Origin of the sequence: Halobacterium zhouii, from assembly GCF_021249405.1 — an archaeon.
GTDB lineage: Archaea > Halobacteriota > Halobacteria > Halobacteriales > Halobacteriaceae > Halobacterium > Halobacterium zhouii.
Map to the genome: position 1 here is coordinate 1683768 of NZ_CP089593.1, position 16694 is coordinate 1700461.

The window sequence follows — 16694 nt, forward strand, 5'->3', positions numbered from 1 at the left end:
GCAGTGGGGAACGGCGAGCGACCACTTCGGCGTCGGGTAACCTTCACGGTCCCTCGCCGGTAAGCGACCGCATGGAACTCTCCGGCACCGTCCTCTGGGGGGACGAGTACGAGCCGATACAGGGAACACTCGTCGTCGAAGACGGGACAGTTCAGCGCCTCGACGAGGAGTCGACTGATTCGTCGAATCTGATTCTTCCGGCGTTCGTGAACGCCCACACCCACCTCGGTGACTCCATCGCCAAGGAGGCGGGACGAGGGCTGACCCTCGAAGAACTGGTCGCACCGCCAGACGGCCTGAAACACCAGTTGCTACGGGATTCTGACCGGGGTGAACTCGTCGAAGCGATGAGACACAGCCTCCGATTCATGCAGGAGACGGGGACGGCGTCCTGTCTGGAGTTCAGGGAGGGCGGCGTCGAGGGCGTGTACGCGCTCCGCGAGGCCGCCGACGGCCTCGGCATCGACCCGTTCGCGTTCGGACGCGGCGAAACCGACGTCGTGGAGGCCGCCAACGGGTTCGGCGCGAGCGGCGCGGCCGACGCCGACTTCAGCAGCGAGCGCGCCGCCGCGCGGAACGCCGACAAGCCGTTCGCCATCCACGCGGGCGAGGTGGACGCCTCGGACATCAACCCCGCCATCGACCTCGACCCGGACCTGCTCGTCCACATGGTCCACGCCGAGTCGCTCCACCTCGACCGCGTCGAGGACAAACAGCTGCCGGTCGCGGTGTGCCCGCGCTCGAACCTCGTGACGGACGTCGGCCTGCCGCCCGTGCGCGAACTGCTCGACCGCACGAGCGTCGCGCTCGGCACGGACAACGTGATGACGAACAGTCCATCGATGTTCCGCGAGATGGAGTTCGTCTCGAAGTGTTGTGACGTGGACGCCCCCGAGGTGTTGCGGATGGCGACCCGAGCCGGCGCGGCGGCCATCAGCGCGAACTACGGCGTGCTAGAACAGGGGCGGGAGGCGCGAGTGCTCGTCCTCGACGGTGACTCCCACAACCTGACTGGCGCGCTCGACCCGGTGCGAGCGGTGGTACGGCGTGCAGGCGCGAGCGACGTAGAGCGCGTCGTGCTCCCCTGAGACGCGGCCCGTTCTCCCTGAACAGTTAAGCCCCACCAAGTCAACGTGTAGCACGAATGGCGAGATACGAGCGCATCCTCGTGCCGACGGACGGGTCGGCAGCGACGCGCCACGCCGTCGAGCACGCCGTCGACCTGGCCGCCGAGCACGGCGCGACCATCCACGCGCTGTACGTCGTGAACTCCGCGAGTTTCGCCAGCCTCCCCGTCGAGTCGTCGTGGGAGAACGTCGCGTCGCTGCTCGACGAGGAGGGCGCGGCAGCCCTCGACGACGTCGAGGAACTCACGAGCGAACGCGGCGTCCCGGTCGAGCGCGCGCTCATCGAGGGGAACCCCAGCCGCGAGATCGTGCGCTACGCCGAGGACGAGGACTGCGACCTCGTCGTGATGGGGACCCACGGCCGGGGCGGCATCGACCGCCTGCTGCTCGGGAGCGTGACCGAGAAGGTGGTCCGCTCCTCGACGGTCCCCGTGCTGACGGTTCGCGTCGAGGAGTGATTGGTTGATCCGGCGGACGTGCTACTCGGCCGGACAGGTGCTGCTCAGTCGGGCGTCCGTGCTACTCGGCTAGGCGCAAGTGCTCGCAGTCCCCTGCGTGAACGATCTGCTCTCCGTCTGCCGTATCGACGACGAGCGCGCCGTACTCGGTCACGCTCACGGCGTCGCCGACGACCGCTCCACTGCCAGTCTCGACGCGCACGCGCTGGCCGAGCGTCGCCGCGCGCTCCCGCCACGCGTCGAGAGCGGCGTCCGGGCGCTCGCGGAGTTCGTGGAACCGCTCGAGGACGCGCTGGACGAACGCGCGACGGTCCACCGTTCCTCCCTCCGCGCGCACGCTCGTCGCGTCGCCGTCCAGGTCGCCCGGGTCCACGTCGACGTTCACGCCGACGCCCAGGACGACCCAGGAAACGCGACTCGCCTCCCCCTCCATCTCGGTGAGCACGCCCGCGAGTTTCGCGCCGCCGCGCTCGCCGTCACCGGGCACCAGGCAGTCGTTCGGCCACTTGATCTCCGCGGGGACGCCGGCCTCCCGCGCGGCGTCTATCACAGCGACGGCGGCCGCGAGCGTGAGCGTCGGCGCGCGCGCGGGCGGCAGGTCCGGGCGCAGGACGAGACTCATCCAGACGCCGCCCGCCGGCGAGGACCACTCGCGGCCGCGCCGCCCGCGACCACCGGTCTGTCGGTCCGCGAGCACGACGACGTCGCTCGCGCCCTCGGTGGCGAGTTCGCGCGCGCGGTCGTTCGTGCTCGGGACGGCATCGTGGTACTCCACGTCGAAGGGCGCGTCGAGGCCGTACTCGACGGCCGGGCCGCCGTAGTCGGGGACGCCGCCGAGCGCGTACCCTCCTGACTCGCTCTCGACGTCGAACCCGGCGTCCCGAAGCGCCTCGACGTGTTTCCAGACGGCCGCGCGCGAGACGTCGAGCCGTTCGGCGAGTTCCGGGCCGGTTACGGGGCCGTCCGCGAGCGCGTCGAGGACGCGGCGGCGCGTCTCGTTCATCTGGCGGGAGTAACGCGGCCGCCGGCAAAAGTGTCGCTATCCGCGAAAGGACTATTGGGTAACCTCACGTCAATCGAAGTAGATGCTGTTGAGAGCGGTTTTTACAGCAGCCGGTCGCCATATAGAGAATTATTAGTGTATTTTTTATAAGATAATTTCGAATAGATTGAATATACCACGTGCATTAGGAGTAGTTGACGATGGAAGACAACAAGCTCACCGCGTTCCTGCAGGACAACCCGCGAATGATCGGCGCGCTGTTCACCGTGATGGTGTTCCTCTCGACGACCGGCGCTGCGTCGGCGTTAGAGGCAGGAGTCTATTCTGGCCCCTGATTCAGTAGTTCTTCGAGTAGTTCGTCGCTCCACTTCAGTTCACCATCCACCATTACTGGCGAGGGTTTCCCGTCGAGGAGTTCGCGAAGATCACACGTCGAAACCTCGAACGTGTCCAACTTTCCAGAACCGAGATAGCGAGTCGTATTGTCCCCGACGTAGGGGGTGACGAGCGATCCGATTGACGTTTTCAACGTTGGATAGCCGTAGACAGTAAGCTCGAACCCTTCGTCGAGATCAGTGAGAGTTGACGAGAGCGGGATACCGTTGCTGTTCTGCACTAACTGCAGGGTTCCGTCACCGATAGTGATGTATTGATTCCCGAACAGCGTCACGTTCCGGGCGACCGAGAGACCCGCCTGAAGTGAGAAGCCGGTGTTCATGAGGCGAGCAAGCGCTCGGCCGATTCTGATCGCGGGGTCGTTCGTGATCTTGGCCAGCGTGACGATGCCACCGAGGCTGCCGCGTTCCACGAGTGCCTCGCCCTGCTCGTAGGACTGGCAGGCGTTCAACAGGAACGCGTCAACGTTCACCGCGTCGAGCGTGTGCGCGTCGAGCATGCCGTCGGCGCACTGGAAGCCGTCCTCGTCGACGTGACCGATGTAGTGGAGGAAGTCGGCGTTGCTCCGAAGTACGTCGGCGAGCTCCGACTGCGAGAGCTCGTAGTGGACGGTGATGTCGAAGTCGAAGAAGTCACGGGTGCCGTAGAACTCCTCGACGATCTGCTCCTCGCTCATCTCGGGGTCGTTACAGACGATCTCGATGGCGATGGTGTCGGAGACGCGCTCGGTGCGCTCGAGTCGCTGTCGGTAGAACTCCGCGTTCGTCTTGCTCGCCCCGATCGGGAACCCGTCGCCGATCCAGGCGTGCTCGATGGAGTCGGTCTCCCGGGGCTTCAGAATATTCGACTTCGACGTCGAGGCGTCGGAGGGGCTGCGGACGAGTGCGGCCTCCGAGCGGTAGAACGACGTGAGTTCCTCCGGTTCGGAACTCGCCGTCTCTCTGTCCTCGGTTCCAGGAACCCGGACCTCGGCGAGTTCGTTCGCAATGAACGGCAGCGTCTCGATGCGGCTCCGGTCGGCCTCGATGTCCGCCGTGAGCTTCCACTTCGGGCGGTGCGGTTCGGTCACGTCGTAGGGGACCTCGAGATACGCGTTGAGTCTGTCCGCAAGCGACGCGTTGTACACCGTCTCCAGGTCGAAGGTGAGGTCGTCCTCGACCAGATTCCGTTCGTGGAGGTTCATAGAGTAAAACCCCTCCGTGCGCGTCACGCAGTCGAGGAAGAAGACGTGCTTGAGCAGGGTCGTGACCTCCGACTCGAACCCCCGGGTCGTGTTCAGGTCGTATTGCTCGTCACCCACGTGTAACTCCCGACCCTCTCCGACGAAAACGTCCGCTCCAAGGTAGTACGCGAGCGGGCTCACTCGGTACAGATCTGCGTACGACGGCGGTATCTCGATGGACACACCCGTGTCCGGCGTGACCAGCCCGTCGGGCGCGGAGAACGATTTGCCGCGTTCGATGAGCGGCGGATGCCCCCGCAGCGTCGGGAACGAGCGCTCGGGAGACGTCGTCTTGAGCGCGCTTCCGAGTAGCGAGACCGCACGCGCGGCGTCCTCGATGCTGTCGCCGACGGTGATCGTTGCGGCGGGGGACTCGTGGAGCGACCGTGCACCCAGGGCAACGGTCGTCGAGCCGTCGAACTCAATGAACGTGGTGCTCTCGTCTCGGCAGATGGTGACCGGGCTGTCCACGACGAACTGGAGTTTCATCGGCCCGATGTCGACGTCGAGCGAGTACCAGTTGGCGGGGTACCGGGCGTGCTCGTTGTTTGCGGACTCGCCGATGAGGTTCTCGTCACTCGACCACAGGTAGACGTCGACCAAGCGCGGCAGTTCGATCGCCTCGACAGTGATGGTCACCGCGCCGTCGATGGGGAGAACAAACTGGTCGGTGCTGGTCGGCGTCGGGTCAACCGTCTGGTCGGTGTACAGTTCGAACTGCGCGTTCTCGATGGGGTCTCGGATGCTGAGACCCGTCGCGTCGGCGAGCGGCGAGAACTCCGGTTTCATAGCGTCACCCAGCCAGTGTCGACGCTCGATTCGGGAACGTGCCAGTGCTGTTCGGGAATCATCCCGTCGAGTTGCCGGAGTTCGATGCGCGCGTCGAACAGCGGTGAGAGCGCCTCGACTGCCGGGTCGTCGTCCGGCAGTCGGAGATGGTAGTGGGCCATCCCGCTCGCGTCGAGGACTGACTCGGTGACGCGGCCGAGGAACTGCTCGACGGCGTCGTCGTCGTGACGGTCGAGGAGCGAGTGGAGTGACACCACGCCGAGTCGCAACTGGGCGGGCGCGGTGTCGCGGCCGCGGCGCGCGACGGTCGAACAGAGGTCCTCACTGATGGCGTCGAGCGTCCGCGGCGTGCCGCCGTCCGAGCGCTCGGCGGTGTTCGCGGAGCGCCCGACGTCCCGGTAGTCGAGGACGTCGATGCCGTCGTGGTGCGGGTAGATGCTTCCCGGGAGGTACGTGACGGGGTTCTCGACGGCCGAATCCGTCAGCGCGAGCACGCGCTCGCGGGGTTCCGTCGGGGTGCCGAGGAGTTTCCGCGTCGCTCGGGCGGTGACGTCGTCCGCGACCGCGCCGGTGACGAGCAGGTTACAGCCGTTCTGTTTCAGCGCCACCAGGACGTCCTCGAACGACTGCGGTGAATCTCCCCGAAACGACAACCCCTCGTTCGGCATTGTTCCAGAGACTGGGAGCAGCGGGTATAAAAATTCGGTCGTGTTGCGGTGGTCTGCACGTAGTCGTAGCGCGCCAGTCGACGAGTGAATCGTGGCGGACTGGGAGACGGACAATCGCGGCGGTCAGAAGGGAGCGCAGTCGTGAGGCGCGAGAATTAGTCGATGACGACGAGCACGTCGCCCATGTCGACGCTGTCCTCGGGGTCGACGGCGACCTGCGTGACGGTGCCACCGCGGGAGGCGACCACGTCGTTCTCCATCTTCATCGCCTCGAGCACGACGAGCACGTCGCCGGCGTCGACCTCGTCGCCCTCCTCGACCTCGACGGAGAGGATGGTGCCCTGCATCTCCGACTCGACGGTCTCGCCCTCGCCCTCGACGACCGTCTCGGACTCGCTCTCGCCGCCCGCGGGCGTCGGTCGTTCGCCGCCGCCGTCGCCGGCGTTGGTCGCGAGGCTGGCGGCGCCGCGCTCTTCGAGGTTGACCTCGAATCGCTTCCCGTTCACCTCGACGGTGAAGTCGCGCTCGACGACGTCCTCGTCGGCGTCGGACGCCGCGGCGTCGCTGCCCCACTTCTCCTGGGCGTCCGCGACGCGTTCCTCGTCGAGGTCCTGGTCGAGGTACTTCGTCGTGTGCTTGCCCGTGACGAACGTCTCGTCGGTGAGCATCAGGCGGTGGAACGGGATGATGGTCGGGATTCCCTCGACGTCGTACTCCGCGAGCGCGCGCTCCGAGCGCGCGAGACACTCCTCGCGGTCGCTCGCGTGCACGATGAGTTTCGCCACCATCGAGTCGTAGTCCGTGACGAGTTCGTCGCCCTGGCGGAGCGCGTCGTCCATGCGCACGCCGATGCCGCCCGGCGGGTCGTACGTCTCGAGCGTGCCGCCCGTGGCGGGCGCGAAGTCGTCGGCGGCGTTCTCCGCGTTGATGCGGAACTCGATGGCGTGGCCCTCGAGTTCCACGTCGTCCTGCGCGAAGTCGAGTTGCTCGCCGGCGGCGACTCTGATCTGATACTTCACGATGTCGATGCCCGTGAGTTCCTCGGTGACGGTGTGCTCGACCTGGATGCGGGTGTTCACCTCGAGGAAGTAGAAGTCGGTGCCCGTGTCGAGGAGTTCGCCGTCCTCGCGCTCGGGGTCCTCCTCGACGAGGAACTCGAAGGTGCCGGCGTTGTAGTAGCCGGCGGCCTCCGCGCCGCGGCGCGCGGCCTCACCGATCTCCTCGCGCAGGTCGTCCGTGAGCGCGGGCGACGGCCCCTCCTCGACGACCTTCTGGTGGCGTCGCTGGAGCGAGCAGTCCCGCTCACCGAGGTGGCGGACGTTCCCGTCGTGGTCGGCGATGATCTGCACCTCGATGTGGCGCGGGTTCTCGAGGTAGCGCTCTAGGTAGACGTTCGCGTTGTCGAAGTACGCCTCACCCTCGCGCTGGGCGGACTCGAGTTGCTCCTCGGCCTCCTCCGGGCCGCGCACGATCTTCATGCCGCGCCCACCGCCACCGCCCTCGGCCTTGATGGCGACGGGGTAGCCGTACTCGTCGCCGAACTCGTGGACTTCCTCGACGGACTCCGCGGGGTCCGTGGTGCCGGGAACGATGGGAACGTCGGCGTCCCGCATCGTCTTCCGGGCGTGGGTCTTCTCGCCGAGTTGCTGCATCGCGTCGCTCGACGGGCCGACCCAGGTCACGCCCTCGGTGTCCTCGACGAGCGCGGCGAACTCCGCGTTCTCCGCGAGGAAGCCATAACCCGGGTGGATGGCGTCCGCGTCGGCCTGTTTGGCGGCGTCCACGATGGCCTCCTGGTCGAGGTAGGAGTCCGCTGCGCGCGCGGGCCCGACGTTGTACGCTTCGTCCGCGTACCGGACGTGCCCGGAGTGTTTGTCGGCGTCGCTGTATACGGCGACTGTGTCGATGCCGAGTTCCTCGCACGCCCGCATCACGCGGACGGCGATTTCGCCGCGGTTCGCGACGAGCACCTTCTCGAACATTCCTGAGAGTGAGTTCTGTCGACGCCCTACTGATACTGTCGGTTCGAATCCGCCTTGACCCACACGACCTTTTACGCTGCGCTCGGCGCGGAGCGCCTCGCTCGGTAAAAGCTCGGCCAAAAGCACTCCTCCTTCACTTCGTTCGCTGCGCTCGCTCCGTTCAGTCGTCGGCCCGCGCTCCCTTGCTCGCGGGCTACGCCCGCTCGCACATTCCGAGGCGTGTAGCGCCTCGCGCCGGTCGCGCGGTGAATCGCCGACCTTCCGGGGCCTATCGGCCCGCTCGGTCGGCGAACGCTAAACAGAGCCTCACGCTCCCCGTGACTAACCTACTTCTCCCGACGACGCGACCGCGAGCGACCACCGTGTCGCTAGCGTCGCTCTCGGTTGTGTGGCGTTCGGGCGATTCGAACCCTGCAAGTCCCAGCGGCCGAACGCAGCGAAGCCGACCGTCTCGCTTCAGTTCGGAATCGCGCGCAGAATGAGCCGGGTATCCCGTGTTTCAGGTGGCGAGCGGCGCTTCCGGTTCAGACGTCGCGGACGCCCAGTCCGACGTCGCGGCGTCTACGCCGACCGACCGGAGTTCCTCGAAGGTGTCCCGCTGGCCGACGCCCCACGCGATGACGTCTCGGCCGTCGGCGCGAACGCGCTCGACGACGTCCGTCTCCAGGCACAGCGACGCGTGTGGATGCACGGAGTCACAGTCGAGCACCTCGGCCATCTTGAGACCGGTTTCGACGCCGACAGCCTCACCGAACAGATAGCCGACGGGGATGTTCGGGTCGCACTCCCGAACCTCGGTGAGTGCCTCCGGGAGGAACGACGTGACGCGCGCGTTCACGTCTGCGTCGTGTATCACCTCGACGACGTCGCTCGCGATGCCGGCTTGCTTGAGTTCGACCTGCAGCGGAACGTCCGATGGGACCGCCGCGAGGGCGTCCGCGAGTCGGGGAATCGAGTGGCCGGAGTCCAGAACGTCGAGCGCGCTGAGTTGGGTCCAGTTCATCCCGGCGACCGGCCCGGTGTCGTCCGTGAGTCGGTCGACCGTCTCGTCGTGGAACACCACGAGTTCGCCGGACTGACACCGGCGAACGTCGATCTCGACCGCGGCCAGTTCGCGCGCGGACCGCTCGATAGCGTGAAGTGTGTTCTCCGGGTACTGCTCTGCACACCCGCGGTGGGCGATGAGTTCCATCCCTCTGCACGTGTACCCACGCTCCGAGAGTAAAAACGCATCCGTTCGTCGGCGTAAGGTCACCCTACCGCGTCGTCAGTCGGAGTTACCGCTCTGACTGTCTGTCCAGGACTCCAGGGGGAGTCGGTTTCGCGCCGCGTCGAGGTCGTCCGGGCGATTGATCTCGAGGTGTTCCGTGGAGGGGATGACGACCCGCTTGGTCGGCGTCTCCGGGTACACGAGCGGGTACCATTCGTCGCGGTTCGCGGCGAGTAACTCCATCGCGGCCTCACGGTGGCGACGCGAGATCACGCCCATGCCGGCGTGTCGGTAGCCCGAGATGAGTCCGTAGTCCACGACCGTTCCGTCGTCGTCGGTCCGGATCGCGGTGTGTTCGTCCTGAATGCCGGGAAGACAGCCGACGATATTGTACTCGCCGTCGAACTCCGCGAACCGGTCGAGCAGTCTGTCGACGGCCGTCGGAGTGGTGACGATGTCGCCGTTGAGCACGAGCACGTCGTCGTCGATGCCCGTGAGCGCCAGGCGCAGCGACTCGGCGTTCTCGTACTCGCTCCAGTCCTCGAAGCGGACGGCGTTCGCGCCGTCGAGGCGGTCGACGACCGTCTCGTAGGCGTACCCGAGCACGACCGTGATGTCGTCGACGCGGTCAGCGAGCACCGCGCGCTGGCGGTCGTACAGGGAGCGACCGTCGACGTCGAGGAACGCCTTTGGCACCGACTCGGTCTCGTCGCCCATCCGGCTCCCACAGCCGGCTGCCAGAATCACTGCGTGCATCGAACCACCTCCTGGGCCGCGCGTTCGCCCGCGCGGCCGTCCATCGGAATCCCGAGTTCGTTCCGGAACGCTGCTTCGCGCTCCCGCGCTCGCTCCGAGTACCCCTGGTCGTACAGCGCGTCGACGTCGTCCAGGGTCAACTCTGCCGCGCTCGTCACGTGACCGATTCGGGGCACGTCCGCGGCCTCGTCTGCGAGGTCCGTGAACTGCACGAGCGGGCGGCCGGTGTGGAGCCACTCGGTGACGATGCCGGAGTAGTCAGAGAGCAGGACGTCCGCGGCGAGCACGCTGTCCCGGGGGGTCGAGTGCTCGTCGAAGACGACGTTCGGGAGGTCCGCGATGCGCTCCCTGCACTCCTCGGTGAGCGACTGCCCGGGTTCCTCGATGCGGTCCATCGGGTGGGGCCGGAACAGCAGTTCGTAGTCCGAGTCCGCGAACAGGTCGAGGACGTCGTGGGCGGTGTGGAGGTAGGAGCCGCCGCCGTAGTTGTGGTTGGTCGGGGCGTACAGCACGCGGCGCTCGTGGGGTCGCTCGGCGGTCACGAGGTCGTCCGCCTCGGGGATGCCGACGACCGACACGCGAACGCTCTCGGGGAACGATTCGACGTACTGCTCCGCCCACCGCCCGCCGGGGGCGAGTGCGACGTCGACGGCGTGGGCGGTACTCTCGACGGTCGTCTCGACCTCGCCGCGGCCGACCGAGGCACCGTGTCGAACGTGGACCAGCGGATACTCCTCGTGGAACGACACCTCGTCGATCCGGAAGCGGTGGTTGTACACGACGACGTCCGGGTCGACCGAGCGGACGTTCTCGTCGACGTCCTCGACGTCGTCGACGTGGACCTCGGGAATCAGGTCGCAGGACCCGACTGCTTCGGGTCTGGCGGGCACGTAGGCCGACTCGGCGTCGACGTGCTGGTCGAGCGATTCGAACGTCTTCCGCATGAACTCGCGCTCGATGACATATAGTACAGAGACCATTGTGTGTAGTCACGGCCCCCGGAACCGGCACCGGGAGACTCGGCCCCCGGGTGGTCTCGAGTACCGATAGCTTATGCTACTACGCTACCGCTTCACTTAGTCGTGTTCTGCAGCTTACAACAAAATTGGTTATCGGACGCAGACCACGTTACGACCAGCAGAAGAGACGAGAGTACTCTTCGAGCACCGAAAAGCCCACAAAAACAGTGGCGGAACAGGCACGGAATCGGTCCCAGAACGACCGCAAAATGGGTAGCAAACGGTCTCAGAGACAGGGGAAACAGCCACAGAACCAGCGGCGAAACGCCACGGAATCAGTGACGGGCGGCCTCAGAACCGGTCGCGGCGCCCCGCCGCGCTCCACGCGTCCGTCGGCGCGCCGTCCGGCACGCGAACGGGGCCACCGCCGAGCGCCCCCACGCGGCCCGTGAACGACCACTTGCGGCCGTCCCAGGACTCGCCGGCGTCGTCGTCGTCGTCGGCCGCCGCCTCGAGGCGCGCGAGGTGCGCGCTCACCGCCGCCGCGATGGCTGCGGCCTCCTCGCCGTCCGCGTCCTCGGGTATCGAGAGGTCGGCGTCGCCCAGCACCGGGTCGTCCGGGTCGTCGCCGACCGGCGTTTCCTCGTCGTTCACGCTCATCACAGCGGGATGTTGCCGTGTTTCTTCTCCGGCGTGTCCTCGCGCTTGCTCGACAGCATCTCGAGGTCCTGGATGAGGCGCGGCCGGGTCTCCGTCGGTTCGATGACCGCGTCGACGTAGCCGCGGTCGGCCGCCGTGTACGGGTTCGCGAACTCCTCGCGGTACTCGTCGATGAGTTGCTCGCGCAACTCCTCCTCGTCCTCGGCGTCCTCGAGTTCGTCGCGGTAAAGCACGTTCACGGCGCCTTTTGGCCCCATCACGGCGATTTCGGCGGTCGGCCACGCGTAGTTGACGTCCGCGCCGATGTGCTTCGACGCCATCACGTCGTACGCGCCGCCGTAGGCCTTCCGCGTGATGACCGTCAGCAGCGGGACGCTCGCCTCGCTGAACGCGTACAGGAGTTTCGCGCCGTGGCGGATGATGCCGCCGTGCTCCTGGTCGGTTCCCGGGAGGAATCCCGGAACGTCCACGAACGTCAGGATGGGGACGTTGAAGGAGTCACAGAAGCGCACGAACCGAGACGCCTTCTCCGAGGCCTCGATGTCGAGTGTGCCCGCGTTCACGCGGGGCTGGTTCGCGACGACGCCGACCGAGCGGCCGTCGAGGCGCGCGAACCCGACCACGATGTTCTTCGCGAAGTCGGGTTGCACCTCGAAGAACGACCCCTCGTCCGCGACGCTGTCCACGACGTTCGTGATGTCGTAGGGTTTGCGCGGTTCGTCGGGCACGATGGACGTGAGTTCCTCGTCGCGGCGCTCCGGGTCGTCCCACGGCTCGACGCGCGGCGGGTCCTCGACGTTGTTCTGCGGGAGGTACGAGAGCAGGCGCTTGATGTTGTCGAGGGCCTGCTCCTCGCTGTCGCAGGCGAAGTGCGCGACGCCGGACTCCGAGGAGTGCGTCGTCGCACCGCCCAACTCCTCGAAGCCAACCTCCTCGCCCGTCACCGTCTCGATGACGTCCGGCCCCGTGATGAACATGTGGCTGGTGTCTTTCACCATGAACACGAAGTCCGTGATGGCGGGCGAGTAGACCGCACCGCCCGCACACGGCCCCATGATGGCCGAAATCTGGGGGATGACGCCGCTGGCCTTCTCGTTGCGCGTGAAGATCTCGGCGTACCCGCCCAGGGAGTCGACGCCCTCCTGGATGCGCGCGCCCGCGGAATCGTTCAGGCCGACGACCGGCGCGCCGACCTCCATCGCCTTGTCCATCACCTTCGTGACCTTCTCCGCGAACACTTCGCCGAGGCTCCCGCCGAACACCGTGAAGTCGTGGGCGAACACGAACACCGTGCGGCCGTTCACCTCGCCGTACCCCGTGACGACGCCGTCGCCCGGCAGTTGCTTCTCCTCCATCCCGAAGTTGTGGGAGCGGTGGGTCCGCAACTGGTCGAACTCGTTGAACGTGTCGTCGTCGAGGAAGTAGTCGATGCGTTCGCGGGCCGTCATCTTCCCCTTGTCGTGCTGGGATTCGATGCGGTCCTCGCCGCCGCCGAGGAGCGCGCGCTCGGTTCGCTCGCGCAGTTCCTCGATGCGCTCTTCCATCGTCATCTGATTGGGAGTGATTTCCCGGACTGGCGGCAAAAGGATTCCGAGACGGGGACACGCGCCCCGGCCGGGACAGCGGTCGCTGTAGCGGCGTCACTCACCGTCTCTGTCGACCACCGGGACTGCTCACAGCACCGACCGGGAGCGGCGCAACCCGAGGAAGGCGACGATAGCGACGCCGACGGTGATTATTACGAGGACGCGCGTGTGGTCGAGCGTGACCCCGAGCAGGGAGAGCGGGCCGACCGCGATTCCGAGCGCGGCGGCGAGGCCGGAGACGAACGTGAAGATGAGGAACACGGGGAGCACGACGCCGACCGCGTACAGCCAGGGCGTCGACAGCGAGCGCGCGAGCGGGCCGGCGCCGCGGCGCAGCTCGTCGACCGCGTCAGCGCCGAGCACCCAGCCGGCGAACAGCATGAATCCGACGAGGCCGCCCGTGAGCAGGAGGTTGACGAGCGTGCCCGCGACGAAGCCGAACGCGGCCGGTTCGAGCGCCAGGGCGCTCCCGGTCACGGCGAACAGCGACACGAGCCCGCCGACCGCCGCGCGCCGCGAGACGCCGTACTCGTCGACGAGGAACGACACCGGAATCTCGAGCATCGAGATGGAGGAGGAGAGCGCCGCCAGCGCGACGACGCCGAAGAACAGGACGCCCACGACCTGGCCGTAGGGGAGCGTGGCGAACGCGCCCGCGAGGCTGACGAACAGCGCGCCCGGGCCGCCGCTGCCCGCACCGCCCGCGAGCGCGAACAGGATGGGGAAGACGACGAGGCCCGCGAGCACGCCGACGAACGTGTTCAGCGCGGCGATGGCGGTGCCGTCGGCGGCGAGCGAGCGCTCCTCACCGAGGTAGGAGGCGTACGTGAGCATCGTCCCGGCGCCGAGGGACAGCGTGAACAGCGCCTGCCCGGCGGCCGCGGGGAGGATGTCGAGGAAGTTCGCGCGGAGGTAGCCGATGTCCGGCGAGAGGTAGAAGGCGACGCCGGCGGCCGCGCCGTCGAGGGTGAGTCCCCACGCCGCGAGCGCGACGAGCAACACCACGATGGCGGGCATCATCAGTTTGGTCGCGGTCTCGATGCCGCGTCGAACGCCGCGCAACACGATGACTGCGGTCGCCGCGAGGAACAGGAGGTGGAAGCCAACCGCCTCGACGCCATAACTCACGGCCCCGAAGTACGTCCCCGCGTTCCCGAAGTACGCGCCGGTGATGCTCCCGAAGAAGTACCGGAGAATCCACCCGCCGACGACGCTGTAGAACGAGAGCAACACGACCGCAGAGACGACGAAGAGGTGGCCGAACGCCGACCACGAGGAGGAATCAGAGAGTTCGGAGAGCGCGCCGACGGGGTTTCGTCGCGCCCCCCGTCCGATGACGAACTCCGCGAGCAGTCCGGGGACGCCAACGAGTAGAACGACGCCGAGATAGACGAGGAGGAACGCCGCGCCCCCGTTCTCGCCTGTCATCCACGGGAACCGCCAGAGATTCCCGAGCCCTACTGCGCTGCCGACCGCCGCGAGGATGAATCCGATTCGTGTCTTCCACGATTCGCGTTCCATTGCCACACCGTAACAAACAGACCCTTTTGAGGCTTATGACTGACGAACCGTCAAGCTTCCAACGACAGGCGTTTACGCGCCCGAAAAACCGTTATAGAATTTTGAATCCAGGACCGATTCCGGGATTCACCTACAATCCCTAGACGCCGGGAATCGGCGGCGCCGAGTAGATGGACGTGACGCCGAGGTACAGCGTCACGAACACGCCCACGAGGACGAAGGTGCGGACCGACCAGAGCCACACTGACGCGAACGTTCCGCCACCGCCAGTGCCCTTCTTTATCTCGTCGACGGCCTCGGGGCCGTACACCCAGCCGACGAACACGACGCCGAGCAGCACCGAGAGCGGCAGCAACACGCTGTACGCGAGCGTGTCGAACCAGCCGAGCCACGCCGTGTTCCACGCGGACAGCGTCCCGAGCACGAACAGGCTGCCGCCGAAGCCGAACGCGACGCCTGGCCGACTGTAGCCGTAGTTGTCAACGAGATACGACGTGACGACCTCGAGGAGGCTGATGGCCGAGGAGAGCGCGGCGATGAGCACGACGCCGAAGAACAGGACGCCGAGGGCCTTCCCCGCCAGGCCGCCGAGTTGCGCGAACGCGTCCGCGACGGAGACGAACAGCGCACCCGGGCCGCCCGCTGCAGCGCCCTCGGGGATCTGTCCGAACTGCGCGAACAGCAGGGGGATGACGACGAGGCCCGCGAGCACGCCGACGAACGTGTTCAGCACGACGATGATGCTGCTGTCCGCGGGGAGACTGTCGTCCTCGCCGAGGTAGGAGGCGTACGTTATCATCGCGCCCATCCCGAGAGACAGCGAGAAGAACGCCTGACTGACGGCGAACGGAACGATTTCGCCGAGGTTGTTCGCGATGTAACCGAAGTCCGGTGAGAGGTAGTAGCCGTACGCGGCCGAGGCGCCGTCGAGCGTGAACGCGTAGACGGCGAGGCCGACGAGGATGACGACGATGGAGGGGACCATCAACGTGGTCGCCTTCTCGATGCCGTCCTCGATGCCGAACGCGACGATGCTGGCGGTGACCGCCATGAAGACGCCGTGGTACAGTATCGCCCACCAGCCCTGTGAGACGGCGCTGAAGTGCTGGGCCGGGGCGGCGAAGTACGCGCCCGTCACGGAGTCGACGATGTACCGGAGCACCCACCCGCCGACGACGCTGTAGTACGAGAGGATCCACAGTCCCGTGAACAGGCCGAGCGCGCCGACGATGGTCCACGCTGGGTGTTTCAGTCTGTCGAACGCTTCGATGGCGTTGATGTTCGCGCGCCGCCCGACGACGAACTCCCCGAGGATGGTGGGGAGGCCGATGACGAACGCGGCGAGCAGGTAGACGAACACGAACGCCGCGCCGCCGTTGGTCGCGGTCTTGAACGGGAACTGCCAGATGTTCCCGAGCCCGACTGCGCTGCCGACCGCGGCGAGGATGAACCCCACTCGGGTCGTCCACGTTTCTCGTTGTGCCATGGTGTGCCACCCCGTATCCACCTGGCCGGTAAAAAACACACGACTTTAGCGTTTTTATCGAACAGGCGTGACATTCCTTGGCGGAAGATGTAACGAAAACTGACGGTCCCGGTACTGTGGACGTTCACGCCTCTCCGTACACCGGCACGGCGGCGCCGCTCGTCGGCGGCACGGCGTCCGAACACAGCGTCAGCACCACGCGAGCGATGTCGGCCGGGTCGACCCACGAGTCGTGGTCGGCGTCGGGCATCATCTCCCGGTTCGCGGGCGTGTCGATGACCGAGGGCATCACGGCGTTCGCGCGCACCTTGCCTTCGTTTTCCTCCGCGATGGTCTCCGTGAGCAGTCGGACGCCGGCCTTCGACGCGCGGTACGGCCCGTCGCCCTCACCACCTTCCAGTGACGCCCGCGCGGACACGGAGACGATGGCACCTTCCGACTCCTGGAGGTGGGGGAGCGCGTGCTTGCTCGCGAGGTACATCGTCTTCAGGTTCACGTCGAACACCTGCTGGAACGTCTCGACGTCGGTGTCCTCGATAGGGTCCCCGCCCTTCCACATCCCGGCGACGTTACAGAGACAATCGAGACCGCCGTGGGCCTCCACGACCCCGGAGACGACGCGCTCGGCGTCCTCGTCGTCGGTCAGGTCGCCGCGGTAGAACGGCACCTCGCCGCGGTCGAGTTCCGTGTCCTCGTTCGGTTCCACCACGTCGGTCCCGGCGACCGTCGCGCCCGCGTCCGCGAACGTCTGGCAGACCGCGCTCCCGAGCGCACCGGACGCGCCGGTCACGAGCACCACGTCGCCATCGAAGTCGAACTCAGCGTGCATGCGTACTTGTCCCACTGCCAGCACCGTAAACGTATTCGCGAG

Annotated in this window: 15 protein-coding genes; 3 read left to right on the top strand and 12 right to left on the bottom strand. The window is 66.7% G+C overall.

What is annotated here, in order from left to right:
• Positions 1 to 71: 71 nt before the first annotated feature.
• Both LT970_RS08725 and LT970_RS08730 read left to right on the top strand, forming a co-directional pair.
• Positions 72 to 1088, top strand: coding sequence for an amidohydrolase family protein (locus LT970_RS08725; RefSeq protein ID WP_232686079.1), 1017 nt, complete (start codon positions 72 to 74; stop codon positions 1086 to 1088).
• A 56-nt stretch (positions 1089 to 1144) separates the two neighbouring features.
• Positions 1145 to 1585, top strand: a complete 441-nt coding sequence (locus LT970_RS08730) for a universal stress protein (RefSeq protein ID WP_232686080.1) — start codon at positions 1145 to 1147, stop codon at positions 1583 to 1585.
• Positions 1586 to 1646: 61 nt separating this feature from the next.
• Here the strand turns inward: LT970_RS08730 and LT970_RS08735 are convergent, their stop codons facing one another.
• Positions 1647 to 2588 carry a biotin--[acetyl-CoA-carboxylase] ligase gene (locus LT970_RS08735; protein WP_232686081.1) on the bottom strand — a complete coding sequence of 314 codons (942 nt, stop codon included), beginning with the start codon at positions 2586 to 2588 and terminating at the stop codon, positions 1647 to 1649.
• Between the two features lie 200 nt (positions 2589 to 2788).
• Between LT970_RS08735 and LT970_RS14630 the strand changes: the two genes are divergently transcribed.
• Positions 2789 to 2923 carry a DUF7503 family protein gene (locus LT970_RS14630; protein WP_269785465.1) on the top strand — a complete coding sequence of 45 codons (135 nt, stop codon included), beginning with the start codon at positions 2789 to 2791 and terminating at the stop codon, positions 2921 to 2923.
• Here the strand turns inward: LT970_RS14630 and LT970_RS08740 are convergent.
• From LT970_RS08740 to LT970_RS08790, 11 genes are all read right to left on the bottom strand, one after another.
• Entirely contained in the window at positions 2908 to 4995 is a 2088-nt protein-coding gene (locus tag LT970_RS08740; protein ID WP_232686082.1) for a hypothetical protein, read from the bottom strand. The two genes, LT970_RS14630 and LT970_RS08740, sit on opposite strands and share 16 nt — an antisense overlap.
• Complete coding sequence (locus tag LT970_RS08745; protein WP_232686083.1) at positions 4992 to 5663, bottom strand: DUF7504 family protein; 672 nt, start codon at positions 5661 to 5663, stop codon at positions 4992 to 4994. Before LT970_RS08745 ends, LT970_RS08740 begins: the two co-directional genes overlap by 4 nt.
• Before the next feature lie 155 nt (positions 5664 to 5818).
• Complete coding sequence (locus LT970_RS08750; RefSeq protein ID WP_232686084.1) at positions 5819 to 7645, bottom strand: acetyl-CoA carboxylase biotin carboxylase subunit; 1827 nt, start codon at positions 7643 to 7645, stop codon at positions 5819 to 5821.
• Positions 7646 to 8144: 499 nt separating this feature from the next.
• Positions 8145 to 8837 (bottom strand): glycerophosphodiester phosphodiesterase, encoded by a 693-nt coding sequence (locus LT970_RS08755; protein WP_232686085.1) that lies wholly within the window; start codon positions 8835 to 8837, stop codon positions 8145 to 8147.
• Between the two features lie 75 nt (positions 8838 to 8912).
• The gene (locus LT970_RS08760) at positions 8913 to 9611 is read right to left on the bottom strand and encodes an NTP transferase domain-containing protein (protein ID WP_232686086.1); all 699 of its coding nucleotides are present in this window, start codon (positions 9609 to 9611) and stop codon (positions 8913 to 8915) included.
• Positions 9599 to 10591 carry a CDP-glycerol glycerophosphotransferase family protein gene (locus LT970_RS08765; protein WP_232686087.1) on the bottom strand — a complete coding sequence of 331 codons (993 nt, stop codon included), beginning with the start codon at positions 10589 to 10591 and terminating at the stop codon, positions 9599 to 9601. Before LT970_RS08765 ends, LT970_RS08760 begins: the two co-directional genes overlap by 13 nt.
• A 330-nt stretch (positions 10592 to 10921) precedes the next feature.
• Positions 10922 to 11230, bottom strand: coding sequence for a DUF8022 family protein (locus tag LT970_RS08770; RefSeq protein ID WP_232686088.1), 309 nt, complete (start codon positions 11228 to 11230; stop codon positions 10922 to 10924).
• Complete coding sequence (locus LT970_RS08775) at positions 11230 to 12774, bottom strand: acyl-CoA carboxylase subunit beta (protein ID WP_349292258.1); 1545 nt, start codon at positions 12772 to 12774, stop codon at positions 11230 to 11232. Before LT970_RS08775 ends, LT970_RS08770 begins: the two co-directional genes overlap by 1 nt.
• Before the next feature lie 129 nt (positions 12775 to 12903).
• Entirely contained in the window at positions 12904 to 14337 is a 1434-nt protein-coding gene (locus LT970_RS08780; protein WP_232686090.1) for a sodium-dependent transporter, read from the bottom strand.
• A 139-nt stretch (positions 14338 to 14476) separates the two neighbouring features.
• The gene (locus LT970_RS08785; RefSeq protein ID WP_232686091.1) at positions 14477 to 15823 is read right to left on the bottom strand and encodes a sodium-dependent transporter; all 1347 of its coding nucleotides are present in this window, start codon (positions 15821 to 15823) and stop codon (positions 14477 to 14479) included.
• Positions 15824 to 15947: 124 nt separating this feature from the next.
• Positions 15948 to 16652 carry an SDR family oxidoreductase gene (locus LT970_RS08790; RefSeq protein ID WP_232686092.1) on the bottom strand — a complete coding sequence of 235 codons (705 nt, stop codon included), beginning with the start codon at positions 16650 to 16652 and terminating at the stop codon, positions 15948 to 15950.
• Between the last annotated feature and the right edge of the window lie 42 nt (positions 16653 to 16694).

Bases quoted from the DNA above. Each gene is read 5' to 3' on its own strand.
- LT970_RS08735 (WP_232686081.1), bottom strand. From the start codon at position 2,588: ATGAACGAGACGCGCCGCCGCGTCCTCGACGCGCTCGCGGACGGCCCC.
- LT970_RS08740 (WP_232686082.1), bottom strand. From the start codon at position 4,995: ATGAAACCGGAGTTCTCGCCGCTCGCCGACGCGACGGGTCTCAGCATC.
- LT970_RS08745 (WP_232686083.1), bottom strand. From the start codon at position 5,663: ATGCCGAACGAGGGGTTGTCGTTTCGGGGAGATTCACCGCAGTCGTTC.
- LT970_RS08750 (WP_232686084.1), bottom strand. From the start codon at position 7,645: ATGTTCGAGAAGGTGCTCGTCGCGAACCGCGGCGAAATCGCCGTCCGC.
- LT970_RS08760 (WP_232686086.1), bottom strand. From the start codon at position 9,611: ATGCACGCAGTGATTCTGGCAGCCGGCTGTGGGAGCCGGATGGGCGAC.
- LT970_RS08730 (WP_232686080.1), top strand. From the start codon at position 1,145: ATGGCGAGATACGAGCGCATCCTCGTGCCGACGGACGGGTCGGCAGCG.
- LT970_RS08785 (WP_232686091.1), bottom strand. From the start codon at position 15,823: ATGGCACAACGAGAAACGTGGACGACCCGAGTGGGGTTCATCCTCGCC.
- LT970_RS08755 (WP_232686085.1), bottom strand. From the start codon at position 8,837: ATGGAACTCATCGCCCACCGCGGGTGTGCAGAGCAGTACCCGGAGAAC.
- LT970_RS08775 (WP_349292258.1), bottom strand. From the start codon at position 12,774: ATGGAAGAGCGCATCGAGGAACTGCGCGAGCGAACCGAGCGCGCGCTC.
- LT970_RS08725 (WP_232686079.1), top strand. From the start codon at position 72: ATGGAACTCTCCGGCACCGTCCTCTGGGGGGACGAGTACGAGCCGATA.
- LT970_RS14630 (WP_269785465.1), top strand. From the start codon at position 2,789: ATGGAAGACAACAAGCTCACCGCGTTCCTGCAGGACAACCCGCGAATG.
- LT970_RS08790 (WP_232686092.1), bottom strand. From the start codon at position 16,652: ATGCACGCTGAGTTCGACTTCGATGGCGACGTGGTGCTCGTGACCGGC.
- LT970_RS08765 (WP_232686087.1), bottom strand. From the start codon at position 10,591: ATGGTCTCTGTACTATATGTCATCGAGCGCGAGTTCATGCGGAAGACG.
- LT970_RS08780 (WP_232686090.1), bottom strand. From the start codon at position 14,337: ATGGAACGCGAATCGTGGAAGACACGAATCGGATTCATCCTCGCGGCG.
- LT970_RS08770 (WP_232686088.1), bottom strand. From the start codon at position 11,230: ATGAGCGTGAACGACGAGGAAACGCCGGTCGGCGACGACCCGGACGAC.